Raw genomic sequence first — 26376 nt, 5'->3', positions numbered from 1 at the left:
TGATTGGGGCATTTCAATTTTGCTTACTTGATATTTATTCTACTATAACCAAAATTGCTACTTTAGTGGACGACCAGTTATTTTAGGCTTGATGACCATACAGGTGAGCGGATAACACCTTGTCCTGATTTACCAAATGCTTCGCCACCGTTGAGTGATTTTATAGTCAGTACGCCTTTGCCGCCTTGGGTCGATGCGTAGACCACGCGTTTACCGTTTGGTGAGAAGCTTGGTGCTTCATCAATACCTGTATTGCCAAGATTGGTAGTGATAGCACCATTACTATTCATAATAGCCGCTGAGCGTCCACTCAAAAAGGCAATTTGTGTACCGTCACTGCTAAACTGTGGACTGGTTGCATAACCACCGTTTGACACTTTAGTCGTTTGGCCCGTGGCAAACTCGTAGCGATAGACTTGCGGCTTGTTAAAGCCAGTTTTATCACTGACAAAAACGAAAGATTTGCCGTCTGGTGCATAGCTGGGCTGCACTTCACTGCTTGGTAAATTAGTGAGCCTTCTAGGTGTACCACCGCTGGCGCTCATCTCATAGATATCAGCGCTACCTTCAAAACTACTAGAGAATAATATCTTGCTGCCATCAGGGGAGAACGAGGGGCTTAGGTTGCTACCTGAAAAAGGCGTCAGGGCAGTTGCGCCGCCGCCACTGACGTTTTGCACGTAGATGACGGGATATGATTTTTCACGTTGTACTGAGTAGGCGATACGGTTGCCATCAGGTGACCATGCTGGTGAGAAGATAGAGCCTGTCACTTCAGTAATGGTTCTAGCATTTTCGCCATCAGCATCCATCACTTTGAGACGAGAGATCTTTTGCTTGCCAGTTCCTGTTTCTTCAATATAAGCAATGCGTCCTGAGAAGTCTCCTGGAATACCAGTAATCAGCTCGTACACTTTATCTGCGATGACATGACCGGCATAACGCATGCTTTCTCTATTGTTGTCAGCGGTTAGGCTTTGCTTGCCTTCTATCACGCGACCAGATTTGACATCGATGACTTCATAATCGGTGATTATTTTGCCACGATTGGTACGCGTACTGCCGACGACCAGATACGGTATGCCCATGCTTTGCCAAACGGGTAATGTGCCTGTCAGCTCTTTACTACTGTGCGGCTGCTGCGGCAGATCTTGATTGGTTACTTTTAACTCGGTTTTACTCAAGTCATTTAATATAATCGGTGATAAGACAGAGTCACCCGCAAAAGATACAAACGCAACTTGGTTTTGCTGAACAGGAATTTCATAGTCCAATTCTAGTACAACAGGTGCAGCGAGCACGCTTTGCGATACCAGCAATGCTGAAGTGCTGGCGAGTAATGAGACTAGTAGTTTTTTGTGGGTACGCATGAGTAAGTGGAGCTCCTAAAATTAGTATGATATTCATTTTTTATTTAATGAGACAAGCATCTAGATGAGGCAGCAACCTATGCGAGACAAGCCGCTTAACGTCACGTTACCAATATTATAAGAACCTAGCAACTGATTAATTGCTGCCTTTAAACTGTATGGTAAAAGTCGGGTATTTAGGATCATCAGCATCAATTGGGAGACTGCCGGTATTGAGTACCGCTTGTCTGGCCGCTTCGTTGACCGTGCTATCAGGTCCAGAGGCGGTCACGTTGATCACATCGCCATTTGCATTGACAGTGATGGTCAGGGTGGCACGTTGGGTAGAGCCTCGCGCGGCGGTAGGCGGCGTATAGTTGCGCTTAATTAAATTGATAATTTCATTGTTGCTGGCACCACGACTACCACTAGATGCAGAACGACTACTGCCCTTGGACGTACTAGAGGTTGACGTATCACCAGACGTAGTAGACTGCCCATCGGACAGGCTAAAGGTTTTCCCTGCATTGCCAGAGCTGGCAGTATCAATCTCAATATTGCGATCAGTAGCAGTAGGACGTTTTATCTTTGGTGGATTATTTTGCTTTTGACGAAACTCTCCCAGCCTTTTTTGTTCTTCTATGAGCTGATCACGTTTACTTTGATCGACTTGGTCAAGCTCTTCCATGGCGGATTCATCTAATTGTGCTGCCCACTCAGCCATTTTGCGCTCATACTCTTGATTTTGCTCAAGCAAACGTTGTTGATGGTCTTCGCTCATAAGTATGGGTTGACCAGCTGGCTCCTCAGATCGTGTAAATACAGGCACGCGCTGAGAGCTTGACTGACTTGGATTTTGCGCACTGACGCTACTGCCAGACACTTCTGCCTGGGCACTACTGGACGAGTCGCTAGTGCTACTATCCATCTGCATTGCGCTAGCTGCTGCACGGTTAGCCAGTATTTGTCCTTGCATTTCAGCAAGTTGCTCAGGAGATACCATGACCGTCTCGATACTACCAGCAGTCTCGACCTCAGTGGTTTGATAGTTATAAACCAGTATGCCAATGACAAGGCCATGCGCCAGTACGCTTAGCAACGTAGGCAGTGTTAGCCCATTGCTTTCTGGTTCGGTAGGTACATAGACGGCAGGAGCATTATGCATGATAAGGATACTCATGAACGTGATTTGTCAGATTGATTACTAGAATTGGCTATTATGATATAAGACATTTACTAAAGGGCGCTTATCACTATAAAGAAGGCGTGGGTAGTGGTGCACCGGTCAGTAACCCAACTTTTTCGATACCTGCTTGTTGCAAGGTTGCCATGAGCGTCATGATGGCACCATACTGATTGTTTTGATCGGCATTGATCATCACCTGTACTGGATCAGCATTACTATTATCGCTCTGAGACTGCAGGTTAGATAATGTATTAATCAGCTCAGGCTCACTTACCGGCACGTCAACATTGCTTTCATAGCTGATAAAAATATCACCCTTGTCAGTCAACGAGACAATCACAGGTAACTGGCTTTGACTCATGGTATTGGTTTGCTCTTTTGGCAGATCAACATCCACACCTGTAATCAGCATTGGCGCTGTCACCATAAATATCACCAGTAGCACCAGCATGACGTCAATGTAAGGAACAACGTTCATTTCTGCATTAAGAGCTTTTTTTTCACGACCGTAGGGATTTGGTTTCATAGCCCTGTCACCTGACCTGCATTAACTTGGGTTTCTTTGCTAATAGGCGCTTGTACGCTGGTCTCACGCTGTAGCATACCTGTCATCTCATCACAAAATAAAGCACGCGAGTCATATAATCGGCTCGATTTTGCTGTGAAATGATTGTATGCCAATACCGCAGGGATAGCGGCAAATAAACCCATGGCTGTGGCAATCAGCGCTTCGGCAATACCGGGAGCTACCGAGGCGAGGGTAGCTTGCTCAGTTTGAGACAGTCCCAAAAAGGCATTCATGATACCCCACACTGTACCGAACAATCCGATGTACGGAGCAACGGAGCCAATGCTGGCTAGTGTCGTCAGTCCTGACTCTAGCAATTGCTGCTGGCGACCTAGGCCCACGCGTAGCTTTCGTTCAACACCATCGATAATGTCATCTTTAGGTTGACGCTTTTTATGCATTCTTAGGTATTCTGAAAAGCCCACATAAAAAATCTGCTCAAGCCCTTGACGGTCAGGAGAGCCCTGAATGCCTTGATATAGCTTGGCCAAGTCTTCGCCTGACCAAAACCAAGTCTCAAACTGTTGATCAAAGTTTTTGGCTGTACCAAGTCGCGCACTCATGCGAAAGATAATAACCCAGCTGAGTAAAGAGGCTAATAACAATAGTGCCATCACAATCTGCACCAATAGACTGGCTTGGGTAATAAGATCGACAATATTTAATGATTCAGGCATGTAATGGACTCACGAATAATTGATAACAGCTGGCTGGAATAGTGATATCCGAACCAGACAACCCCTAAACAAACACTATTTACTTTTTATTATTTAATACGCAGCACGTTTCTTCACTAAAAATTTGTAACTGTGCTTAGAAAAATGCTGCAACAGTAAGTATCGCGATTTAGGTATCGGTATAATAACCCCCTAGTTTACTTCTAAATGAGAGAAAGGTCATTATTAATGTGTTAAACGACTATTTAGTTGGGCTGCTACTGATTCATTCAATAGTTAGTTGGATAACATGAATAATGACCGAGCAAACACTTAATACCTAAAATTCATGACTCAAACCGAATATCACTTTAATGAAAAATAGAAAGTAGTTTTTCGAATAGCGTAGGGCAACATGGCTGTATGTGGCTTTTCATATGGCTTTTCTGACCAATAGTCTTGAAGTCTTTCAAAATCGCATTTTGTACGAGATAGACATTATCAACGATTGAGTTTGTAAGATAACTGGTCTAATATGTTACGCTTTGTTACTACATTATTCTTATTGTGGCATCGTTATTTTTTCGCTGAGGTCATGTTTAATTTTAGGTAATGATGACTTTTTATTAGCCAGTCGGGGGCGACACTTATGAATGCAATTGAACGCTATTTTGGGATTAATGGTGAAAATACCACGATCAAAACAGAAATCATCGCTGGTATAACCACGTTCTTGACGATGGCTTATATTATCTTTGTCAACCCTAACGTCTTAGCCGATGCGGGTATGGATAAAGGGGCTGTATTTGTAGCGACCTGTATAGCAGCAGCGGTAGGTTGTTTCATCATGGGTATCTACGCCCGACTACCAGTTGCGCTCGCACCAGGTATGGGGCTTAATGCCTTCTTTACCTATGGTGTGGTGCTTGGTATGGGCTACGCATGGCAGACAGCGTTAGGTGCGGTGTTCTTGTCTGGTTGTATCTTCGTACTATTGAGTCTATTCAAGATTCGTGAAGCAATCATTAATGCCATTCCAACGTCTCTCAAAAACGGCGTAGTTGCTGGTATTGGTGCGTTCTTGGCATTTATTGCATTGCAAAGCGCAGGTATCATCGTCAATCATGATGCAACCCTAGTTGGCCTTGGTGACATGACGTCATTTGGTCCTGTCATGGCTTCATTAGGTTTTGTTGTTATCATTGGCCTGTCTTATAAGAGAGTCCCAGGTGCGGTAACCATTGGTATTTTATTGGTTGCACTGATTAGCTTATTAATGGGCTATACGCAGTTCACAGGTATCATCTCTTCACCGCCTTCTATTGCACCGACGCTGATGCAGTTAGACATTGCTGGTGCATTTGATGTGGGCATGATCAGTGTTATCTTTGCTTTCTTATTTGTCGATTTGTTTGATACTGCTGGTACTTTGATTGCTACCACTAGCCAAGCAAAGCTAACGGACAAAGATGGCAATATCCCGAACATGGGCAAAGCACTACTCGCTGATTCAACCGCGACAGTAGCGGGTTCTTTACTGGGTACTTCATCGACGACCAGCTATATTGAGAGTATCTCTGGTATCGCCTCAGGTGGCCGTACAGGCTTAATGGCTGTTACGGTAGGTGTGCTATTCCTATTCAGTATTTTCTTCTCACCACTAGCAGGTATGATTCCAGCTTATGCAACGGCTGGCGCTATCTTTTATGTAGCCGTACTTATGATGGGTACCCTAAAGGACATTAACTGGAGCGACTTAACAGAAGCGGCACCAGTGGTCGTGGTATTGCTATTCACACCACTTACATACTCTATCGCTGACGGTATCGCACTTGGTTTTATTACCTTTACAGCTGTAAAAGCAATTGCAGGCAAGTTTGCAGATATCAGTATCGCTGTCTGGATTTTGACTGCTATATTGTTGTTCAAGATTATTTTCTTATAATGCAAAGTGTAGTAAGACATTAATAGCATCTTAAACAAAAAAACCTCCTTACCAGCTGATGATAAGGAGGGTTTTTTTTGTCAGCATTATAAGCCTATCGTCTTAATTTGAGCTCAGTATTCTTGGGGGTAATGTTTAGTATTTCTGATACCAGTATTAAGTAGGGTGATGCCAAACTATGGGCAATAGTAAACAAAAAAACGTAACCAAAGCGTCATGGCCAATAAAGTGCTTGTAAGTTATTGTTATTTAGATATATATTAATTTATGAAAATAATAAATTTCGTTAGTTTGAAAAAAACTTTCGTGATATTATAGCCGAGTTAAGCGCATCACCTCAATCAACGCCGTAGAGGTTTTTCTTACAGTGAATTAGCATCACCAAAGATGACAGATTTGTGATTATTAGAGCGATTTTTCGGTTCAATAAGGCGATATTTGGTCATCACACTCCTTTCACTACTAACAAGAAGAAGGCACTAATGCCGCTTAGCTTTTCGTTGTTGCCTTTGTATTGTTAACGTAGCCCGTTTAACAGTCGAACGACCTACTTAACCGTCTCCAGCCTATGCTGGATTTTTAGTTTTGTGATGGCGCCGTTTGGTCTTTTGATTATTGCTGTGAATATCCGTCAATAACCCCTATTTTTTGATAGCGGTTATGAGCAGTTATACAGGACGATCAGACTTCCTAAAGCACCATTTATTATGGTTTTTAAACGATAGTTATGGAGTTATTATGAACCCAGTAGACCAGTTTACCCCGCAAGAGCCGATCTTGTTTAATCCTGTTGATATGCTGTCGCCTGAGTATCTCGCCCAGTCAGCAGAAGCGCTAAATAAGCGTATTTCGCCGCTATATAGCGCCGATGAAGAACGTTGGTTGTCTGAGTTATTGCCACTTGCCAAACCCAGTATAGAAGAACGCGATGCTGCTGCTGAGCAAACGCGCAAACTGGTCGAGCACGTACGTAATGATGGTAAAGCCGTCAAGATGGTTGACTCATTATTGCTTGAGTATAGCCTTGATACCCAAGAAGGTATCTTGCTAATGAGCTTGGCAGAAGCCTTGATTCGTGTGCCAGACAACTATACGGCTGATGCATTGATTCATGACAAAATGAGTGTGGCCGACTGGAAAAAGCACATTAAAAATGACAATGGCTTTATGGTCAATGCCTCTACTTGGGGCATGATGATGACTGGTCGCGTTGTCAGTATTGACAGCAGCACCACTGCATCAGGTTTCTTGGATCGCATGACTAAGAAGATGGGTGAGCCTGTCATTCGTAGTGCGATGCAAAAAGCCATGCGTATCATGGGGCATCAGTTTGTATTGGGCGAAACCATCGAAGACGCCAATAAAAACAGCCAACCATATCGTAATAGAGGCTATACCTATTCATTTGATATGTTAGGCGAAGCGGCGATCACGCATAAAGATGCGGAAAAATACTTCAACGACTATCTACATGCGATCAGAGCTACGGCGAACGTAAAAGTTAAAGAAGGCATGCCAAAGCCGTCAGTGTCTATCAAATTATCAGCACTGCATCCTCGCTATGAAGCTACGCAAGAAGCACAAGTAATGGGCTTATTGCGTCAGCGCTGCCTGCTATTGATTGAAGCGGCACGTGAAGTCAATGTCGATATCAGTATTGATGCTGAAGAAGCAGATCGCCTTGAGATTTCTCTAAAATTGTTTGAGTCTTTGTACCGTGATAATTTGACAGCGGACTGGGATGGTTTAGGTATCGTTGTACAAGGGTACTCTAAACGTGCTATCGCTGTATTAGCATGGCTTGCTCGTTTGTCTACTGAAGTCGGTGATCGTATTCCAGTACGTCTAGTAAAAGGCGCTTACTGGGATACTGAGATCAAACTTGCTCAGCAAAAAGGTCTGTCAGGCTATCCAGTTTGGACACGTAAGGAAGGTACGGATACTGCATATCTTGCTTGTGCGCGCTTCTTATTGTCAGACCATCTGCGCGGACTAATCTGGCCACAGTTTGCGACGCATAATGCGCATACATTGTCTTCAATCATGACCATGAGTGCACATAGAGACTTTGAATTCCAACGTCTGCACGGCATGGGCGATGCACTTTACGATCATATTTTGCAAGCTTATGAGATTCCTGTACGTATCTATGCGCCAGTAGGTGCACACAAAGACTTGCTACCGTACTTAGTACGCCGCTTGCTTGAGAACGGTGCCAACAGCTCGTTTGTTCATCAGTTGCTAGACAAGTCTTACCCAATCGAAAAGCTAACTGTGCATCCATATGACAAACTGCTTGGTAATGCAACATTGCACAATCCAGACATCCCGTTACCGTTAGAGATTTACGGTGAACGTCGTGCAAGTTTTGGCCCTAATATCTTTGTAGAGTCACAATGGTTGCCGTTCAAATCAGCTATTGATAGCCATCTACACAAAACATGGTCAGCAACCTCTATCATTAATGGTAAAGCTGTTGATACCTACGAAGTAGACGGTCAAACGAATCAACTTGATACGCAGACTGTACTTGCGCCTTGGAACCACGAAGTGAGTGCTGGTAAAGTAACTTATGCCAACGCTGAAGTGGCTCGCCAAGCGATTGACGTTGCTGTTGCCGGTCAAGAGGTATGGAAAAATGTACCAGCTGCTAAGCGTGCTGAGATATTACGTAAGATTGCTGAGCTATACGAAGAAAACTACGCTGAACTAATGGCTCTATGCCAAGTTGAAGCGGGTAAAACCATGCAGGACGGTATTGATGAAATCAAAGAAGCCGTTGATTTCTGTCGTTTCTATGCTGACGAAGCAGAGCGTCTAGATGACGTCGTACATGAGTTCACAGACTTGGCTGGTAAGCAGTCTCGTCAAGTGTATAAAGCACGCGGTACTTTCGTTTGTATCAGTCCATGGAACTTCCCATTGGCTATCTATACGGGACAGATTGTAGCTGCACTTGCTGCAGGTAACACGGTAGTAGCGAAACCTGCTGAACAAACCAGTTTGGTAGCTCACTTTGGTGCCCAGTTGATGTATCAAGCGGGTATACCAGCAGAAGCATTGCAATTGGTCATTGGTGCAGGCGACGTAGGTGGTGCTTTGACGGCTGCTGACAATATCGCAGGTGTGATATTTACAGGTTCGACTCAAACAGCCCAACGTATCAACCAAAGCTTAAATGACCATGCACAAACCAGTGGCGAATTGCCTGTCTTTATCGCTGAGACTGGCGGTCAAAACGCAATGATCGTTGACTCAACGGCATTGCCAGAGCAAGTCGTTAGAGATGCGGTACTATCAGCATTTGGTTCAGCAGGTCAACGTTGTTCAGCTTGTCGCATATTATGTGTGCAAGAAGAGATGGCGGATGATTTAATCGAGCTATTGCAAGGTAATATGGCTGAGCTGTCTGTAGGTAATCCTCTATATGCTGCCACAGATGTAGGTCCAGTGATTGATGCGGATGCTAAGCATGGTTTAGAGGCGCACATCGAACGTATGAGTGCTGAGCCGACTGCTACCATTTTGGCACAGACGCCGATGAGCTCAAGCTCAGTCGTCAGTCAAGAGAAGTCTACCTTTGTATTGCCAACCGCAATCGAAGTGAAAAGCATCGATGTGATCGGTGGTGAGCACTTTGGCCCAATTCTACACGTACTTCGTTATCAAGCGCGTGATTTGAATAAGCTGATTGATGCTATCAACAACACAGGCTTTGGTTTGACGTTAGGTATTCATAGCCGTATCGAAAATACTGTTGAGCACATTGAGCGCCGTGCCTTTGTCGGTAACACTTACATCAACCGTAACCAAATCGGCGCGGTCGTAAACGTACAGCCATTCGGTGGTTGTGGTCTATCTGGTACTGGCCCTAAAGCTGGTGGCCCGCACTATGTCGCGCGTCTCATGCAACTTAGCTCAGAAACAGTCAACGCTGAACAGTCAGCTGCTCATATGACAGCGACCGAAACCCAAACTACCACTCAAACAGAACTCGCATAAGGAGTAGCAACATGGCGACTGAATTCAAAAAAAATCATGCCCAGGTTTGTGAATCTTGGCGATTACTCGGCGCAGTGAATCGCGCAACGTATCTACAAGCAGCCATTCCAAAACTGGCATTGCTCACTGGTGATGCCAATAAAGCAAAGCGTTTATTCAACCATTTGTTGAGCGCTGCGCCTAGCTTGGATGAAATGCATCGTATGACAGGGGCAACAGGCGAGTCTAATGACTTGTATGTGACTGGTCGTGGTAAGACGATGGTCATCGGCGGCGAAACTGCTAGAGCCATGGCAGTATTAGGTCAGCTTATCGCGGCATTGTTGACAGGTAATGAAGTTATATTGCATTGCCCAAGCCAAGATGAGATGTGTAATGAAGCTGCTAAGATATTGCACGATACAGGTATCAGCGAAGATGTATTAAGTGTGGCTAACGATTCGCAAACTGTGACGCTTTTATACATCGATCGTCTAGCACAAGTGGCTGTCTCTGGTAGCCGCAGCGAAGTGCAAGCCATCAGTCAAGAGCTTGCCAATACTGACGGTATTTTGACACAGGTTATCAGTGTCACTGATATGGAAGGCTTGTCAGAAATGCTAACGCCTGATTATCTGCATCGTTTTGTCACTGAGCGAGTCAAGACTATCAATACCACAGCAATCGGTGGTAACGCGAGCCTGCTTGAGCTTGGTACAGAGTAGAATCACTGCAGTAATTACGAATCCGCTTAGCTTTTATATCAATTCTCATAAAGGCTAAGCGGTGTTTGGTAGCGCTATAAATGCCAAACTAGTAATTGCAAAAAATGTATAAGAAAAATATATAAGAAAAATATATAAGAAAAAACCGCTATCTGATAATGACTCAGATAGCGGTTTTTTTTTGTTTATGCTGTTTAACTGAAGCCTCATGACAGGATGTTATTCAGCAATATCAACCCATACCCAGCCGTTCTCTAGCCATTCGCTCAAATCATATGCATCAACATCGGTGACGTCGCTATGTTGTAATGCTTCACCATTGGTTAAGCGTACTAGTACTGCTATCGCCGCTTCATCAAGCCCATCGATACGTTGACCATTGGCATATAGCACGGTGCCATCAATGGTCTGGCTGTAGAGTAGGCGGTTGCTATAGTCTGCCTGCAATGTGGCCCCTTCTGATAGCGCTTGCATAAGCTCATCGGTATCTAACGTTTCTTCTGGCATCAGCGCATCATATTGGCGCTTACTAACCACTTCAGAGACTGCTTGGCGAATCATATCATCACCGCGATCAGATTGTAGCATCTCTAGCAATTGCACCTTGATAGCGGCTATACTATCTGCTTGCAATTCACCTGACGCTTGTAGCGCTTGCGGTAGTAGCATCGGGATAAATAGCTTGCTGTCGTTAGTCGCGATATCGGCCACGCTATCGATGATTTGCATCAGGTTTGGACGGCGGCAACCAAATGAAAAAGTCAGACAGTCATCTTGTGCTACACCGAAATGTGATAATTTAGGCGGTACATAAAGGACATCACCCGCTTCTAGTATCTCATCAAAAATAAGCTCACCCATGTCGTCAAATAAACGCAGCGGCTCATCAGCAACAAACTCTGTCTGGTCATCACAGAATTTGCCTAACTGCCAACGTCTAGAGCCATAGCCTTGTGCCAGAAACACATCGTAGTCGTCATAATGCTTACCGACCGAACCACCTGCTGGCGCGTAAGAGACCATGATGTCATCGCGCTGCCATTGCGGAATAAAGTCAAATGCTTGCCACAACTGACCAAGCTCTGGCGACCATTGCTCAAGATTCTGCACCAATACGGTCCATTGCTCTGGTAGGTTTTCAAAATCAGTCTCATTCAACGGGCTTTTTTTAAGTTGCCACTGTGCCTGACCTTCTTTTTTACTGGCTGCTTGAGTCAGCAGTCTTGCGCTAGCATCTTCTTCAAGTGCAAGACCAATCATGTCATCTGGCTCAAACATATCAATCAGCTGTGGCAACCCTTGCTTGATAAGCAGTGGCTTCTTTTGCCAGTATTCAGATAAGAATTGCTCAGGCGTGATAGAGTCGGGTAAACAAAGAGGAATAGAAGTCATTGATAAATCCATATTTTGACGATGTACAAGATTAATAATAAGGGATGCTTTATAGGAAGGTTTTAATAGTTTAAGATTGTCATCTATTTGATGTCTATTATTTTGGTGATGTTTATATAGTACATATAAGCAATAACGATTATCAAAATAATAGCTGTCATCAGAGCATCCACTCAATCGTAGGAACGTTATGAAAAAGCTACATTTTGTTGTCATTATCGCTAGCGTGTTTTTGCTACAAGCCTGTGTCCATAAAATCGTCACAGTACCCGCAAAAATCGCTTATAAAACTACCAAAGGCGTGGTCAAAGGAACCGTTGCTGTGGGTAAAGCCATCATACCAGGCGACAGTGATGACGATGATGATAAAAAATAAAACCTTACTTATCGACTATGGGTTTTGAATCAAAAGCAATCGAATCAAAACCAGTCATAGCGTTCAAAGTAAGGTTACTAGTTATTCAGTTGTTATATTAATAGTTATTCAGACAATAGCTATTAATATAACAACTGAATAAGATAAAAATACTATCAAGTAGGAGCGAGTAAATAATACTAGGCGCTCCTACCTTTCTAGTCCGATCTTATTATCAGTATGCCCTTATCAGTTATTAAAGCTTGGCAATCCATTCTTTAATAGCGCGTGCTTGCTCAGCGGCATTACCGATATAAGTAGCAGGCGTCAATGCACGTAGACGTTCTTTATCCGCATCACTAACTGCCGATAGCTCATCGCTTTCGACGAACGTTAGCATGGCTTCACGAGTCATGGCATTACCACGAGTCAAAGCTTTTAGTTTCTCGTATGGGTTTTCAACACGGTAGCGACGCATGACCGTTTGAATCGGCTCTGCCAACACTTCTTGCGCTTGATTCAAATCATCATTTAAACGCTGTGCATTTAGCTCAAGTTTACCAACACCTTTTAAGCAAGCGTCAAACGCAATCATGCTTTGGGCTAGGCCAACACCGATATTACGCAACACTGTTGAGTCCGATAGGTCACGCTGCATACGTGAAATTGGTAGCTTCTCACCCAAATGGGCCAGCATCGCATTGGCAACGCCCAAGTTACCTTCAGAGTTTTCAAAGTCAATTGGATTAACTTTATGCGGCATGGTAGAAGAGCCAACTTCACCGTCTTTTAGACGCTGTTTAAAATAGCCTAAGCTAATATATTGCCAAATATCACGGTTGAAATCGATCAAGATTGTATTGAAGCGCTTAACAGCATCAAACAATTCAGCGATATAGTCGTGTGGCTCAATTTGAGTGGTGTAAGGGTTAAATGTTAGCTCAAGACGCTGATTGATAAACGCTTCAGCATGGCTCTGCCAGTCGACATCAGGATACGCTGAAAAATGCGCATTATAGTTACCGACTGCGCCGTTGATTTTACCTAACAGCTCTACTTGATTGATTTGCTTGATTTGACGGGCTAGGCGGTAGGCCACGTTTGCCATCTCTTTACCCAATGTCGTTGGACTGGCTGTCTGACCATGTGTGCGTGATAGCATTGGCTGATCAGCATGAGCAATAGATAAATCAACGATACTGTCAGTCACTTGCTGCATTTTTGCAACGACTAGCTCGCGGCTGTCTTTAAGCATCAATGCATACGATAGGTTATTGATATCTTCACTGGTACAAGCAAAGTGAATGAACTCAAGTGAGTCAATCAAGGCATCCTGACCACGGAACTTGTCTTTGATAAAGTACTCAACCGCTTTTACATCATGATTGGTCGTCGCTTCGATGTCTTTAATAGCTTGAGCATCTGCTTCGCTAAAGTCATCAACGATTGCATTCAAAAAAGCGTTGGTCTGGTCATCAAATGCTGCTAATTCACCAATTGCGCTGTTGTCAGCTAAAGACTGCAACCAGCGAATCTCTACCGTAACGCGGGCTTTGATTAGACCAAATTCAGATAAATAAGGACGTAAGCTGTCAGCCTTTGATGCGTAACGGCCATCAATTGGAGAGAGAGCGGTAAGTGGGGTCATGGTTATGCCTCAGTAGTTATGAAATAAAAAACTGCAAGAGTCTGGATAAAAAATTACCATATAATAAACGACGTCGAAATCGTTGCGCGTAATATAGCAGAAATATGATATTAAAAAAGCGGTCTATGCAAATAAAGCGATGTTGACGCCCGCTAAAATCAATCTATTCACTGCGTCAATATCTGTACTTTAAGTTGGGTCTTAGGAAGTAATTAGAATCCGCAAGGTGCATCGATAGATTCAATCACGCCGCCGCCCAGACATACTTCATCGATATAAAATACCGCTGACTGACCAGGGGTGACAGCGCGCTGTGGCTCATCAAATACGACGCGCACTTCGCTGCCATCAGCATTGGTCGCAAATACGCGACACGCTTGATCTGGCTGGCGATAGCGAGACTTTTCCATACAGGCTAGGCCTTCGTCGCTAAATACATCCGCAGGCGGTAGACCGTCGATCCAATCGAGCTTATAGGCTTTTAGCTCGTTGCTCATTAGCATGGGATGTTCATGCCCTTGACCAACGATTAAACGGTTTTTCTCTAAGTCTTTTGCCAATACAAACCATGGTTCTTCAGGACGGTCTTTAACACCGCCAATACCGATGCCGCCACGTTGACCCAATGTGTAATACATGAGGCCATCATGAGTACCGATGACTTTATTATCATCAGTGAGTATCTCGCCTTTTTGAGCAGGCAGATATTGCTGTAAGAAGTCTTTAAAACGGCGCTCACCAATAAAGCAAATACCCGTAGAGTCTTTCTTTTTAGCCGTCGCTAGGTCATGCTCTTCAGCAATCTGACGTACCACTGGCTTTTCAAGCTCACCAACTGGGAATAGTGTTTTGGCGATTTTGTCACCGCCAACCGCATGCAAGAAATAGCTTTGGTCTTTATTGTTATCAAGTCCGCGCAATAACTGTGCAACCTCGTCACCTTCGGCATTGGTATAGTTCACACTGCGGCGCGTATAGTGACCGGTCGCGATGTAGTCAGCACCAAGCGTCAACGCATAGTCCAAAAACGCCTTAAACTTAATTTCTTTATTGCACAAGATATCAGGGTTTGGGGTACGTCCTGCTTTATATTCTGCCAAAAAGTGCTCGAATACGCGATCCCAGTATTCCATAGCAAAGTTGGCCGTGTGCAGCTTCATACCGATTTTGTCACATACGGCTTGCGCGTCTGCTAGATCGTCCATCGCCGTACAGTATTCGGTGCCGTCATCTTCTTCCCAGTTTTTCATAAACAAGCCTTCGACCTTGAAGCCTGCCTGCTGAAGTAATACGGCCGATACAGAAGAATCGACCCCACCTGACATACCGACAATCACATGCTTGGTACTAGGATTTTCGACATCAGCAAGTGTTAAAGGGCGATGAGCATTAAAAGACTCAGAAACGGTTGTGCTTGAGGTATTTTGTATGGCTGACATAAAACGGCTCAACTATTTATACGTTATCCAAAGTACATGCCGACGCCAAGTGTTATGCAATCACTACAATACGTAGTCTCAGCATAACAACGTCAGCTTGTCTTTTGGATCTGGTATTATGATAAAATAAACATCATATTATACCAGTTAATTGAAACTGGTGGCGACCGATGGTGTCTGGCTACTAGTAAAACCGCTTTGAAAATTCAGATAGTGGTTTTGAATTATTTTAATCACCTTTAACTCATCTTGGAATAATAATGATAAAAATTGGTCAAGGTATCGACGTTCATGCTTTTCATAATAATGGTCAGCAGCAACAATATGTCATACTAGCAGGCGTGCCTATTGAGCATACTCACAGTTTGCTCGCACACTCTGATGGGGATGTGGTGTTGCACGCACTTGCTGATGCGCTACTTGGTGCATTGGCGCTTGGTGATATCGGGCAGCATTTTCCCGATACTGATGCGGCACATGCTGGATTGGATTCACGAGTACTGCTGCGTTATGTTTATAGTAAAGTGCAAGAGGCTGGTTACAGCCTAGGCAATGCTGATATTACCGTGATGTGCGAGCGTCCAAAGTTAGCGCCGCATAATCTAGCAATGCGCGCCAATATCGCTAGTGACCTGCAAACAGATATTAGCAATATCAGTGTGAAAGCCACCACGACTGAAAAATTGGGATTTACGGGTCGTCAAGAGGGCATCATGGCCAATGCCGTGGTATTATTAGTCCCTAATGCTATCGAACTTACATAGATCGCAATTCGTGCTTGTAATACAGCGGCAGTCGCCCCATGTATCAGCCACGTCTTTACACATTTATTTTATATAAATAATCATTTTAATGAACCGCTTTATCAATAGGAGCTTTTATGAGTGAGCAAACCCCAAACACTGCTGCAAACGACGTTGAACAATTGATCCGTGATCAAATCCGTGACAATAAAGTTATTATCTACATGAAAGGCACACCGCAATTTCCACAGTGTGGTTTCTCTGCGCGCTCTATTGAAGTGTTGACTCAGATTGGTCGTCCATTTGCTTTTGTAAACATTTTAGAAAACCCAGAAATCCGTGCAACGTTGCCAAAAATCGCTAACTGGCCAACGTTTCCGCAGTTATGGATTGATGGTGAGCTAATGGGTGGATCAGACATCATCTTACAAATGTATCAATCAGGCGAGCTAAAGCCATTGGTTGAAGCAAACAGCCCTGCTGCTTAATACTTGAAAATGTGAATTGGATGTCTTTAATGTCCAATTAGCCTTTGCAAGACACAAGCACAGCAAACCCAGATAGTCATGTGATGGCTATTTGGGTTTTTTATTGTCGCTATTAGTGTTGTTAGTACCGTATTTATTATTGTCCCTATTATTATTTCCACTCGCGTATGTCATTAGGCTTCGTTGTTTTTATAGGATTTACCCCCATATAGTGTCCAAGATACAAGCCATATAAATAATAATTATCAGATGAGTAAGAGAGCTTTATGAATAACCAAACCAGCGAACAGTTAAACGAGCAAAGAGAAGCGGCTGAGCAGGCGGCGATTGAAAAACGCCGTGAACGTTTGAAAAATGAATCGACACGCATTATTGAGATTGCTAATAATGAGTCATACTCAGCACTTAAATGTATTCATCAGCTTAGTGTGGCAGGCGGTGCAACTGAAGCGACATATGTCGCTATCGAGCAGCGCATCGTTGTAGACCAAGATCCTGCAGGTGCTTATCATTTGGCACTTTTAGCACAAAACACACCAGATTTGCCAATCGATGCCCGTCAGCTTATCGAATTGGTAGTCAACAAGGGTGATAATCATCAGCGCTTAGCATTGCTTAAAAACTTACCATTACCGCCAGTTGAGCTTATCAAAGAGCAGATTTTGGCCAGTGATGATGGTGAGGCGATTGGTCAAATGAACGCCTATCTACAGATTAATCCAGAAGGGTATGGTAGTCATCATATGCTGTCTAGTGGGCAATCAGATCAGATCGTACCGCTTAGCCCTGGCAATAATAACCAAAATGATAGTTAAAATAGGCATTAGTAAGGCAACAACTAGTAAGATAGTCACCAGAGTAGAAAGCTTTTCGCTTAATTTTAATAGTTTTTGTTCTAACGTTTTTTAAGTATCAAAAAATTGTTATAATTATGGGTTATTCAGGGCGTGTCCTTAATCTGAACAAAAGCATCTGAATGGGCTAAAAATGGTTAAATATTGCCAAACTATGTCAAATAGCTGGTTAATATCCTGATATTATCTGCGCTATTTTCCTTGCTTGACTGCAATTTACCTCATTTTTATTACCATTTTCAAAATAAGAACACGCCCTAACCAATTATGAACGACTTATCTGAGTCGTTATCTTCTTATAAATTCGACTGACGTTTATTTGCTGATTGTTTTCTTATTTGAACATAGGATATGGCAATCAGCAGCGTTATGAGTCAAGTGAGGCACACATGCAATACCCAAAACATTACGACGTGATAGTGATCGGCGGTGGTCATGCTGGTACAGAAGCTGCTCTGGCGGCTGCACGTATGGGCGCACAGACCTTATTGTTGACGCATAATATTGAGACGCTCGGGCAGATGAGTTGTAACCCTGCGATTGGCGGTATCGGTAAATCGCATCTAGTACGTGAGATTGATGCGTTGGGCGGTGCAATGGCATTGGCAACGGATAAAGCAGGTATTCAGTTCCGCGTATTGAACAGCCGTAAAGGGGCTGCCGTTCGTGCCACGCGTGCGCAAGCAGATCGCATCTTGTATAAAGCAGCTATCCGCCATACGCTAGAAAACCAGCCAAACCTAGATATATTCCAGCAAGCTGCTGATGATATCTTAGTCGAAAATGGCCGCGCAACGGCTGTTGTGACTTCTACAGGTATTGTCTTTAAGACCGAAACAGTGGTATTGACCTCAGGGACTTTCTTGGGCGGTGTCATTCATATTGGTTTAGAGAACTCAAAGGGTGGCCGTGCAGGGGATCAGCCTTCTATCAAGTTGGCAGATCGTCTACGTGAGCTTAAGCTGCCAGTCGGTCGTCTGAAGACAGGTACGCCGGCACGTATCGATGCGCGTAGTGTTGATTTCAGCGTGATGACTGTACAGCCGGGTGATACGCCGTTGCCAGTGATGAGCTATATGGGTGACGTCTCTATGCATCCTGAGCAGGTCAATTGTTATATAACCCATACCAATGCGCGTACTCATGACATTATTCGTGAAAACCTTGACCGTTCACCAATGTTCTCTGGCAAAATCGAAGGCGTAGGTCCGCGTTATTGCCCATCGATTGAAGACAAAATCCATCGTTTTGCAGATAAGGACAGCCATCAGATTTTCATCGAGCCAGAAGGTTTGACCACACATGAGTTGTATCCAAATGGTATCTCAACCAGTTTGCCGTTTGATGTACAGTTAGACTTCATTCACAGTATGAAAGGCTTAGAGAACGCGCATATTACTCGCCCAGGCTATGCCATCGAGTATGATTATTTTGATCCGCAAAATCTCAAGCCAACGCTTGAGACCAAGTCGATTGATCGTCTGTACTTTGCGGGTCAAATTAATGGTACAACTGGTTACGAAGAAGCGGGCGTACAAGGTTTGCTCGCAGGTACCAACGCAGCATTGGTCACTACTAATAATAGCGAGTTTGACACATGGACCCCGCGCCGCGATGAAGCGTATCTCGGTGTGCTTGTCGATGACTTGATTACCCACGGTACTACCGAGCCGTATCGTATGTTTACGAGCCGTGCAGAATATCGTTTATTGCTACGTGAAGACAATGCAGATCAGCGTTTGACTGAGACTGGTCGTAAGCTAGGTCTGGTAGACGATGTACGCTGGCAAGCCTATCAAGAGAAAATGGAAGCCATTGCGACAGAAACTTCACGCCTAAAAGATATGTGGGCCACGCCTGCTAATGCTTTAGGTAAGCAAGTGACTGAGCAAACGGGTGAAGTGTTGTCTAAAGAGTCGACTGCCTTTGATTTGCTAAAGCGTCCGCAAATACATTTTGCCGATATCGCAGCTATCACTGACTCAACTGTTGATGCACAAGTGGGTGAGCAGATAGAGATTTCTGTCAAATATGCTGGCTATATCGACCGTCAACAAGAAGATATTGATCAAATGAAGCGTTTAGAAAACACGGCGCTGCCGCTAGATTTTGATTATAGTATCGTGTCAGGTCTATCGAATGAGATAGTACAGAAACTTACGCAAATTCGTCCTGCGACGCTAGCTCAAGCGGGACGCGTAAGCGGTGTAACCCCTGCTGCTATTCAGTTGTTGGCAATGACGGTTAAAAAGCATAAAAAAGCAAAAGCGGCATTGGACTCATAATAGCTATGCAATAAAGCCTTTTATAATAAAGCACTTATAGTATAAATAGCCCGTAACGATATTTCGTTACGGGCTTTTGTTTATCAAAAAAAACGATCGATTTTGAAAGAAAATCATATGTAGCCTTGTCCTACTTGCTACTTTGTCTCTATACTAGGTCAGTAAATTTTCTTACTACTTGTTAATTTGTCTCGCTGATGTCCATATATTCATGGGCTTGTCACCGAACTGAGTCTACTTATGATTGATGCTATTGTTTTTGCTATTACCATTGTCTTACCCAACCTTGCCTTAATGTGGTTGGGTTTTTTTATGCAACGACGTGGTGAAGCAAGCCAAACTTTTATCGATCAGGCATCAAGTTTTGTCTTTAATTATTGCTTGCCGTGTTTATTGTTTTTTAGCGTGGTCGATAGCGACGTCGATTATGGTAAGCAAATTACGCTTATCCTTGTTGGTATCTTGGTGACGTTTATATTATTTATTGGCGCAGAGTTTTATGCCAAACGCTTCGTCAAGCGTCCTAAAGACCAAGGTGTGTTTGTACAAGGCGTATTCCGTAGCAACATGGCCATCATTGGCCTTGCAACCGTGGCTAATGCTTATGGCGCGCAAGGATTAAGTATCGGTGCTGTCTATATGGGCGTGGTGACGATACTGTTTAATATTTTGGCGGTCATTACCTTGAGCCGCGTATCCAAAAGCATGGATGACACATGGATTAGTCGCGGTACGATGATTGTGAAAAAATTACTGACCAATCCTCTAATTTTGGCATTGGTCGGCGCATTCGTCTATAAAGCATTGCCGCTACCACCGCTTACTGGGGTGATTCATACCACTGGCGACTTATTAGCAGCAGTGGCTCTGCCGCTAGCACTGATATGTGCGGGTGCTAGTATTAACCTAAAGTCTATGTTGCATCCTTCAGGCTTATCCATGCAGGCGAGTATTGGGCGAATTGTCATTGCACCATTGATTGCTATCGCTGTTGGACTTGGCTTTGGATTATCAGGCGTGCATATGGGGGTGTTGTTCTTGATGGTCGCATCACCAACAGCTGCAGCCAGCTATGTCATGGCAAAAGCAATGGGTGGCAATGATGTATTGGCGGCTAATATTTTGGCATTTACCACTGTTGTCGGCATGTTTGGTATGGCGATTGGGGCAGCGACGTTACGTGCGCTTGGACTGATGTAATGCAGATTTTGTACTATTTTTAAATAAGTGAGTACTTCCGCTTTATCTAACTTTGATAGCCTTAAAAAAGCCCTCTTTTCAAATAAGAAAAGAGGGCTTTTGGTATTAATCTAGCGTTCACTATTACGCTTGTCTTCACGGCGCTGCTTGCGCTTTGGACTAGTACGATAGGTCAGATAACCACCGATAGCCATAACTGCAAGAAAGGCGATGATATACATAAATATCGACGAGCCAATCATGAGCGATGCACCGATAATGGGAGTTGCTTCCATGTCAAAAATCCAGTTAAGGTTCATCAATAATTATGCAAGCGTCTCATTTCATTGTAAAGTAAATAAGTTTAGCTCCGGTGTAAGTTCAAGTGAACGGATACGGGCGGCTTGGTCATAAATATTGGCCGTCACAATCAGCTCATCTGGCTGATAGGTTGCTAAAAATGCAGCGAGTCTTGGTTTGACCGTGTCAACAGAGCCAATGAATGATACTGACAATGCATTGTCTACCATCATTTTCTCTGCTTGGCTCCAGATACCGTCCATATCGTGAGTAGGCTTAGGCATTTGACCTGTTTCGCCACGGCGCAGACGTACAAAGCTTTGCTGTGCTGAGGTAAAGTGATACTGCGCGGTCGCATCATCATCAGCCAACAATAGGTTTGCAGCCAGCATCACATAAGGCTTATCTAGATAGACAGATGGTTTGAACTGTTCACGGTAAGCCTCAATTGCTTGTCCAAGCATTTGCGGAGCGAAGTGAGAGGCAAACACATAAGGTAGTCCTAAATGTGCAGCCAAGGTCGCACCAAATAGAGAAGAGCCTAATATCCAAATCGGTATGCCTGATTTTGCGCCAGGAAATGCCTGTACAGGACTGCCATCTGTATCATTACCTAGGAAATACATCAGCTCTTGCACATCTTGTGGGAAGCGTTCTGCATCTTTCATTTGTCGACGAAGTGCCTGAAACGTCGCTCCATCAGTACCAGGCGCACGGCCTAAACCTAAGTCTACACGGTCGCCATATAATGCCTGCAAAGTACCAAACTGCTCGGCAATCACGAGAGGGGCATGGTTCGGTAGCATAACGCCGCCAGCACCGATACGGATACGGTCGGTTTGACTACCGATATGCGATAGTAGTACTGAAGTAGCTGCACTGGCAATACCGGGCATATTGTGATGCTCTGCCATCCAGTAGCGGTTTAAGCCTGATTTTTCCGCTTGCTGCGCGGTTTCCACCGTTTGGGCGATGCCTTCAGCGATGGTTTTGCCTTGAGGGACAGGCGCAAGATCTAAAAAAGATAAAGGGATTTTATTACTCATAAATGTTCCAGTAGTGTGTAAATTATTTTCTACTGATATGCTTATAGACAGTGGTAGTTTCAAGTGCCGCTAGTCACTGTTAATGAATCATAACAAAGCCAGCTAACTCTGTTTTTAAGCTCACTTAACAATTATTACGCCGTATTTATAAAGGTTGTCGTTGGTCAAAATAAGCGATAAATAAACCGTAAGTAAGGTCATAAAAGGATTTAACAGCATTATATTAGGGCATTAAAAAAAGATGGCATTAAAAAAAGCAGGCAACCTAGGTTACCTGCTTCTCTAATTAGTCGATTATAAGATAATAATAAATTGAATAATCATTATCTTAAGAACTAAATGCAATACTATTTATCTTGGTCACCAAGCTTGTAAGCTAAGACATAATCACCAATGGTTGTTCCAACTGAACCATGACCACCTGCGACCAATACGACCATTTGCTCACCTTTAGAGTTCAAGTAAGTCATTGGCGTGGCTTGACCACCTGCTGGAATACGGACATTCCATAGCACGTCGCCATTTTTCAAGTCATAAGCTCGGAAGTTGTTTTCTGTCGCCGCTGACAAGAACGCTACGCCACCTTTGGTGATGATAGGTCCACCGATACCAGGTACGCCCAATTCCAGTTTGATAGGAATAGGAGACAAGTCTTGTACCGTACCATTTTTGCGTTGATAAGCGATATCACCTGTGGCTAGATCAGCACCAGCAATCGTGCCCCATGGTGGCTGCTGACATGGCACGCCTAATGGTGACAAGAAGGGACCTAATTCTACTGCATAATCCGCACCTTCATTGGCATTGACGCCTTGCTCGCCTTTATTGGTCTCTGCATCGCCCAACGTGTCTCTAGGAATGAGTTTTGAGGTAAATGCCAAGTAAGTCGGCATACCGAACATCACGCCATTCTCAGGATCGACTGCAATACCGCCCCAGTTGAAGGTACCAAAGTTACCAGGATAGACCAAGCTACCATTGGTTGATGGCGGGGTATAGCGACCATCATAATTGAGCTGATTGAACTCAATACGGCACATCATTTGATCAACGAGACTGGCACCCCACATGTCTTTTTCAGTCAGTGGTTCAGGCTCAAAGCTCAAGCCAGAGTAAGGCTGAGTTGGCGCTGCGTGCTCTCCCGCTATGAGATAGCCTTGCGGTGCAGGACGCTCTTTAATCGGTACAATAGGCTCACCCGTTGCGCGGTTCAAGACGTATACATCGCCTTGTTTGGTTGGTACAACCAGCGCAGGCTGTACACCGTCGGCCGTATCTAGATCAAGTAAGGTTGGCTGAGCAGGCGTGTCCATGTCCCAAAGGTCATGATGGACAAACTGCTGAACCCAGCGTGCTTCACCAGTCTCGATATCTAGAGCGACAACAGACGTTGCATATTTTTCTTCAGCGGCATTTCGATAACTGCCTAGCTGATCCGGCGTACGGTTACCCATAGGGAAATATGCCAATCCAAGCTCTTCGTCGGCAGTAGCGACTGACCATGAATTTGGCGAACTGGTCTTATAAGTTTGGGTTGGATCATTGACATCGAAAGGCGCTGTATTATCAGGATCGCCTGAGTCCCAGTTCCAAAGAAGCTCACCAGTATTGACATCATACGCACGGATCACACCAGATGGCGAGTTAACATCATAGTTATCATTGACAGCACCAGCGACGATAATGGTATCACCCGCGATAACTGGTGGTGACGTAGAATAATAGTAACCTGCTTGATTGAACGGCATGTTATGCATCAAGTCTAGTGCACCATCATCACCAAAATCTTGGCAGCGTTGCCCAGTATTTGGATCGAGTGCATATAGTTTCGCATCAGAAGTTGGGATAAATATCTTGGCATCGCATTGCTTAGATGCGTTTTCAAAGGTATTGCCAGCAATTTTCTGTACTTGCACGGGGCTAGCTGTACTGTTGCTATTCTCTGCTGAATTATTAGCAGCGGTAGAGATAGGGTCAGGACTGGTTGCTTGACCAGCATAATAAGACACACCGCGACAGGTTTGATGCTGGCGTTGTAAGTTTTCCTCTACTTGAGGATCAAACTTCCACAGCGTCTCACCAGAGTCGGCATCTAGCGCTAGTACCCAGTTATGAGGGGTACATAGGTATAAGCCATTGCCGATTTTCAATGGTGTTGCCTGATAAGTTGTCTCACCGACATCGTTAGGCCCTTTGACATCACCTGTTTGGATTTGCCATGCTAGCTCTAAATCTTTGACATTATCGGTATTAATTTTATCGAGAGGTGAGTAGCGCTGACCATAATCAGTACGACCATACGCGCTCCACTCGCCATCTGGCGTTTGCTGACCGTTTGATAATGGGTCACCAAGGTTAGCTGACGTCTCATCTGAGCTGACGTTTTGCTCGTCATCATTTGCAGCAGTCAAATCAAGCTCACCGAGTTTGTCAGTGGCATTGTTGGCTAGACTACCAAAAGAGAGTAGTGCCCCTACGGCCACGCTTACGAGCAGTCCCCAATAATACAGAGGGCTTTTCTTAACAGTGTTTGTGGTTGATGTATTAGCTGCAGCATTTGCGGCTACTTGAGTTTTAGGCCCACGCATCTTGTTGGATACCCATGGCAGTAGCATGAGCAAACCGAAGATGAGCGGGAAGCCAACTCGAGGTGCTAGCGCCCACCAATAGAACCCAGATTCCCAAAGCGCCCAAGCCATGGTTGCTACGATAAATAGCGCATATAGCCCGTAAGCACTCCAGTGTTTTTTGAACAATAAAAAAGCTGTCGTTAGTATAATAACGCCAGCAATAAGGTAGTAAGGACTACCGCCTAAGGACAATAAATAAGCGCCGCCAATGAGTAGAGGGGCGGCAAAAATTGCCATAATGATCGCTACGAATTTTTCCATGAGCGGTATCACCTGTTTACAAAAGAGCAAGTTAATATGTATTGATATTTAGTCAACTTTATTCGACCAAATATCAATACAAGTGTGAATAATATATAAAAGAAACATTGAATAACGTTCTAGAATCTATTTTATCATCCACAGCTCAGTCTAGTAAGGGTGAGCAAGTCTGAGATACTTTATTTAACAAATGCTCATTAATTTGCAAATTGCTTTTGACATAGCTCCATGAAAGCGCGACCATATTGACGGATTTCTGCATCATCACGTACCGCCATCCAGCTGGTAAAGCGGCCAAAATGATCGACGGGGATGGCCGTCAGGTTTTGATAATGACTTGGCTCAAATGCCATTTCTGCGATGATACCAATACCTAGGCCCAGACCGACATAGGTGCTGATCACATCGGCATCAAGTGCCGCTAATACAATATCCGGCTCTAATCCTGCTTCATCAAACGTCTTGTCAATCGCGCCGCGCCCTGTGAAACCACCGTGATAAGTCACAATCGGATAGCTGGCAAGCGTGGGCAGGTCAATAGACTCTTGACTAGCCAGTTCGTGATCACTTGGTACGATCACGCGATGCGTCCAGTCATAGTAACGATAGCATCTAAGATAGTTGTTATGTAGCAGGGACTCAGTGGCGATACCGATATCGGCTTGACCACGGATGACCATCTGAGCGATGGTCTCAGGATCTGCCTGTTGCAAAATCAAATTCACTTTAGGGAAACGATCTTTAAACTCTTTAACCACTTGCGGCAGTACATAACGCGCTTGTGTGTGAGTGGTGGCAATCGTCAGCGTACCGATGTTTGGATTATTAAAATCTAGACTGAGGTTTTCTATGGTACGAATTTCAGCAAAGATAGACTCGATATGAGGCATGAGCGCTGTGCCCATGGTAGTCAGTCCTGTCAGGCGTTTGCCTTGACGCACAAACACTTCCGTCTTTAACTGATTTTCTAGTGCAGCAATATGCTTTGATAAGCTTGATTGACTGGTATGTAGCACAGTCGCCGCTTGGCTTAAGTTATAACCGTTAATCACCGTATGCCATACTGTTTCTAGCTGTTTGAGCTGAATCTGCAAATGCCGTTGGTTGACCACTACGTCGATTGCCATAACTTAATCCTATTGTATAAATATACAAACCTCGTCTGTATATGAAAGTAAAAATGTCTGAACATACAGTAATAAAGTAGTGTAAAACAAAGCTATTATTCTTGTATATAATAAATAGCTATCAATTTATGATAATTATGAATATAGAACTTGTATTTTGCAATGCTAAAAATTATTTGTTCAGTAAACGCTGCTTAGCCAGTGAATGCTTTTTTATTC

General features: G+C 44.1%; 20 protein-coding genes. 9 read left to right on the top strand and 11 right to left on the bottom strand.

Annotation, left to right across the window (positions count from 1 at the left end):
* Positions 1 to 77: 77 nt before the first annotated feature.
* The 4 genes from JMX96_RS00760 to tolQ form a co-directional block, all read right to left on the bottom strand.
* On the bottom strand, positions 78 to 1370 hold the full coding sequence (locus tag JMX96_RS00760; RefSeq protein ID WP_201566639.1) for a PD40 domain-containing protein: 1293 nt from the start codon (positions 1368 to 1370) through the stop codon (positions 78 to 80).
* A gap of 136 nt (positions 1371 to 1506) precedes the next feature.
* A complete protein-coding gene (locus tag JMX96_RS00755; protein WP_201566638.1) occupies positions 1507 to 2514 on the bottom strand; it encodes a cell envelope integrity protein TolA in 1008 nt (335 codons plus the stop codon).
* Between the two features lie 88 nt (positions 2515 to 2602).
* Positions 2603 to 3061 carry a protein TolR gene (gene tolR, locus JMX96_RS00750; RefSeq protein ID WP_179797319.1) on the bottom strand — a complete coding sequence of 153 codons (459 nt, stop codon included), beginning with the start codon at positions 3059 to 3061 and terminating at the stop codon, positions 2603 to 2605.
* Positions 3058 to 3780, bottom strand: coding sequence for a protein TolQ (gene tolQ, locus JMX96_RS00745; protein ID WP_057759620.1), 723 nt, complete (start codon positions 3778 to 3780; stop codon positions 3058 to 3060). Before tolQ ends, tolR begins: the two co-directional genes overlap by 4 nt.
* A 628-nt stretch (positions 3781 to 4408) precedes the next feature.
* On the opposite strand from tolQ, the gene JMX96_RS00740 reads away from it, so the two are divergent.
* The 3 genes from JMX96_RS00740 (at position 4409) to JMX96_RS00730 (ending at position 10410) form a co-directional block, all read left to right on the top strand.
* A complete protein-coding gene (locus JMX96_RS00740; RefSeq protein ID WP_101204806.1) occupies positions 4409 to 5704 on the top strand; it encodes an NCS2 family permease in 1296 nt (431 codons plus the stop codon).
* A gap of 738 nt (positions 5705 to 6442) precedes the next feature.
* A complete protein-coding gene (putA, locus tag JMX96_RS00735) occupies positions 6443 to 9706 on the top strand; it encodes a bifunctional proline dehydrogenase/L-glutamate gamma-semialdehyde dehydrogenase PutA (RefSeq protein WP_201566636.1) in 3264 nt (1087 codons plus the stop codon).
* Between the two features lie 11 nt (positions 9707 to 9717).
* The gene (locus JMX96_RS00730; protein WP_101204808.1) at positions 9718 to 10410 is read left to right on the top strand and encodes a 1-pyrroline-5-carboxylate dehydrogenase; all 693 of its coding nucleotides are present in this window, start codon (positions 9718 to 9720) and stop codon (positions 10408 to 10410) included.
* Positions 10411 to 10629: 219 nt separating this feature from the next.
* Here the strand turns inward: JMX96_RS00730 and JMX96_RS00725 are convergent, their stop codons facing one another.
* Complete coding sequence (locus JMX96_RS00725) at positions 10630 to 11802, bottom strand: cupin domain-containing protein (protein WP_201566634.1); 1173 nt, start codon at positions 11800 to 11802, stop codon at positions 10630 to 10632.
* A gap of 190 nt (positions 11803 to 11992) precedes the next feature.
* On the opposite strand from JMX96_RS00725, the gene JMX96_RS00720 reads away from it, so the two are divergent.
* Positions 11993 to 12178: an NF038104 family lipoprotein gene (locus JMX96_RS00720; protein WP_057759633.1), complete on the top strand. Its 186-nt coding sequence runs from the start codon at positions 11993 to 11995 to the stop codon at positions 12176 to 12178.
* A 235-nt stretch (positions 12179 to 12413) separates the two neighbouring features.
* Here JMX96_RS00720 and purB read toward each other — a convergent pair whose 3' ends face one another.
* Positions 12414 to 13805, bottom strand: coding sequence for an adenylosuccinate lyase (gene purB, locus JMX96_RS00715; protein WP_057759636.1), 1392 nt, complete (start codon positions 13803 to 13805; stop codon positions 12414 to 12416).
* A 212-nt stretch (positions 13806 to 14017) separates the two neighbouring features.
* Entirely contained in the window at positions 14018 to 15244 is a 1227-nt protein-coding gene (gene mnmA / locus JMX96_RS00710) for a tRNA 2-thiouridine(34) synthase MnmA (protein ID WP_201566632.1), read from the bottom strand.
* A 260-nt stretch (positions 15245 to 15504) separates the two neighbouring features.
* On the opposite strand from mnmA, the gene ispF reads away from it, so the two are divergent.
* From ispF to JMX96_RS00685, 5 genes are all read left to right on the top strand, one after another.
* On the top strand, positions 15505 to 16008 hold the full coding sequence (ispF, locus tag JMX96_RS00705; protein WP_201566631.1) for a 2-C-methyl-D-erythritol 2,4-cyclodiphosphate synthase: 504 nt from the start codon (positions 15505 to 15507) through the stop codon (positions 16006 to 16008).
* A gap of 116 nt (positions 16009 to 16124) precedes the next feature.
* Positions 16125 to 16475, top strand: a complete 351-nt coding sequence (grxD, locus tag JMX96_RS00700; protein WP_057759647.1) for a Grx4 family monothiol glutaredoxin — start codon at positions 16125 to 16127, stop codon at positions 16473 to 16475.
* A gap of 266 nt (positions 16476 to 16741) precedes the next feature.
* Positions 16742 to 17290 carry a hypothetical protein gene (locus JMX96_RS00695; protein WP_201566630.1) on the top strand — a complete coding sequence of 183 codons (549 nt, stop codon included), beginning with the start codon at positions 16742 to 16744 and terminating at the stop codon, positions 17288 to 17290.
* A gap of 428 nt (positions 17291 to 17718) precedes the next feature.
* Positions 17719 to 19614 (top strand): tRNA uridine-5-carboxymethylaminomethyl(34) synthesis enzyme MnmG, encoded by a 1896-nt coding sequence (gene mnmG / locus JMX96_RS00690; RefSeq protein WP_201566629.1) that lies wholly within the window; start codon positions 17719 to 17721, stop codon positions 19612 to 19614.
* Positions 19615 to 19854: 240 nt separating this feature from the next.
* Positions 19855 to 20814 carry an AEC family transporter gene (locus tag JMX96_RS00685; protein WP_201566628.1) on the top strand — a complete coding sequence of 320 codons (960 nt, stop codon included), beginning with the start codon at positions 19855 to 19857 and terminating at the stop codon, positions 20812 to 20814.
* 110 nt (positions 20815 to 20924) lie between these two features.
* Here JMX96_RS00685 and JMX96_RS00680 read toward each other — a convergent pair whose 3' ends face one another.
* The 4 genes from JMX96_RS00680 to JMX96_RS00665 all read right to left on the bottom strand — a co-directional run bounded on the left by JMX96_RS00680 (position 20925) and on the right by JMX96_RS00665 (position 26157).
* Complete coding sequence (locus tag JMX96_RS00680) at positions 20925 to 21089, bottom strand: hypothetical protein (protein ID WP_160021934.1); 165 nt, start codon at positions 21087 to 21089, stop codon at positions 20925 to 20927.
* Positions 21090 to 21137: 48 nt separating this feature from the next.
* On the bottom strand, positions 21138 to 22139 hold the full coding sequence (locus JMX96_RS00675; RefSeq protein ID WP_201566627.1) for an LLM class flavin-dependent oxidoreductase: 1002 nt from the start codon (positions 22137 to 22139) through the stop codon (positions 21138 to 21140).
* A gap of 347 nt (positions 22140 to 22486) precedes the next feature.
* A complete protein-coding gene (locus JMX96_RS00670; protein ID WP_201566626.1) occupies positions 22487 to 25030 on the bottom strand; it encodes a membrane-bound PQQ-dependent dehydrogenase, glucose/quinate/shikimate family in 2544 nt (847 codons plus the stop codon).
* A gap of 197 nt (positions 25031 to 25227) precedes the next feature.
* The gene (locus JMX96_RS00665) at positions 25228 to 26157 is read right to left on the bottom strand and encodes a LysR substrate-binding domain-containing protein (RefSeq protein ID WP_057759664.1); all 930 of its coding nucleotides are present in this window, start codon (positions 26155 to 26157) and stop codon (positions 25228 to 25230) included.
* Positions 26158 to 26376 lie beyond the last annotated feature (219 nt).

The sequence above is a fragment of the Psychrobacter sp. JCM 18900 genome, assembly GCF_904846625.1.
GTDB lineage: Bacteria > Pseudomonadota > Gammaproteobacteria > Pseudomonadales > Moraxellaceae > Psychrobacter.
This window is presented reverse-complemented; position numbering and strand designations above follow the sequence as displayed.

Bases quoted from the DNA above. Each gene is read 5' to 3' on its own strand.
- JMX96_RS00675 (WP_201566627.1), bottom strand. From the start codon at position 22,139: ATGAGTAATAAAATCCCTTTATCTTTTTTAGATCTTGCGCCTGTCCCT.
- ispF (WP_201566631.1), top strand. From the start codon at position 15,505: ATGATAAAAATTGGTCAAGGTATCGACGTTCATGCTTTTCATAATAAT.
- JMX96_RS00685 (WP_201566628.1), top strand. From the start codon at position 19,855: ATGATTGATGCTATTGTTTTTGCTATTACCATTGTCTTACCCAACCTT.
- tolQ (WP_057759620.1), bottom strand. From the start codon at position 3,780: ATGCCTGAATCATTAAATATTGTCGATCTTATTACCCAAGCCAGTCTA.
- JMX96_RS00740 (WP_101204806.1), top strand. From the start codon at position 4,409: ATGAATGCAATTGAACGCTATTTTGGGATTAATGGTGAAAATACCACG.
- JMX96_RS00680 (WP_160021934.1), bottom strand. From the start codon at position 21,089: ATGGAAGCAACTCCCATTATCGGTGCATCGCTCATGATTGGCTCGTCG.
- JMX96_RS00695 (WP_201566630.1), top strand. From the start codon at position 16,742: ATGAATAACCAAACCAGCGAACAGTTAAACGAGCAAAGAGAAGCGGCT.
- tolR (WP_179797319.1), bottom strand. From the start codon at position 3,061: ATGAAACCAAATCCCTACGGTCGTGAAAAAAAAGCTCTTAATGCAGAA.
- JMX96_RS00755 (WP_201566638.1), bottom strand. From the start codon at position 2,514: ATGCATAATGCTCCTGCCGTCTATGTACCTACCGAACCAGAAAGCAAT.
- JMX96_RS00665 (WP_057759664.1), bottom strand. From the start codon at position 26,157: ATGGCAATCGACGTAGTGGTCAACCAACGGCATTTGCAGATTCAGCTC.
- JMX96_RS00720 (WP_057759633.1), top strand. From the start codon at position 11,993: ATGAAAAAGCTACATTTTGTTGTCATTATCGCTAGCGTGTTTTTGCTA.
- mnmA (WP_201566632.1), bottom strand. From the start codon at position 15,244: ATGTCAGCCATACAAAATACCTCAAGCACAACCGTTTCTGAGTCTTTT.
- JMX96_RS00725 (WP_201566634.1), bottom strand. From the start codon at position 11,802: ATGACTTCTATTCCTCTTTGTTTACCCGACTCTATCACGCCTGAGCAA.
- mnmG (WP_201566629.1), top strand. From the start codon at position 17,719: ATGCAATACCCAAAACATTACGACGTGATAGTGATCGGCGGTGGTCAT.
- putA (WP_201566636.1), top strand. From the start codon at position 6,443: ATGAACCCAGTAGACCAGTTTACCCCGCAAGAGCCGATCTTGTTTAAT.
- JMX96_RS00730 (WP_101204808.1), top strand. From the start codon at position 9,718: ATGGCGACTGAATTCAAAAAAAATCATGCCCAGGTTTGTGAATCTTGG.
- JMX96_RS00670 (WP_201566626.1), bottom strand. From the start codon at position 25,030: ATGGAAAAATTCGTAGCGATCATTATGGCAATTTTTGCCGCCCCTCTA.
- purB (WP_057759636.1), bottom strand. From the start codon at position 13,805: ATGACCCCACTTACCGCTCTCTCTCCAATTGATGGCCGTTACGCATCA.
- grxD (WP_057759647.1), top strand. From the start codon at position 16,125: ATGAGTGAGCAAACCCCAAACACTGCTGCAAACGACGTTGAACAATTG.
- JMX96_RS00760 (WP_201566639.1), bottom strand. From the start codon at position 1,370: ATGCGTACCCACAAAAAACTACTAGTCTCATTACTCGCCAGCACTTCA.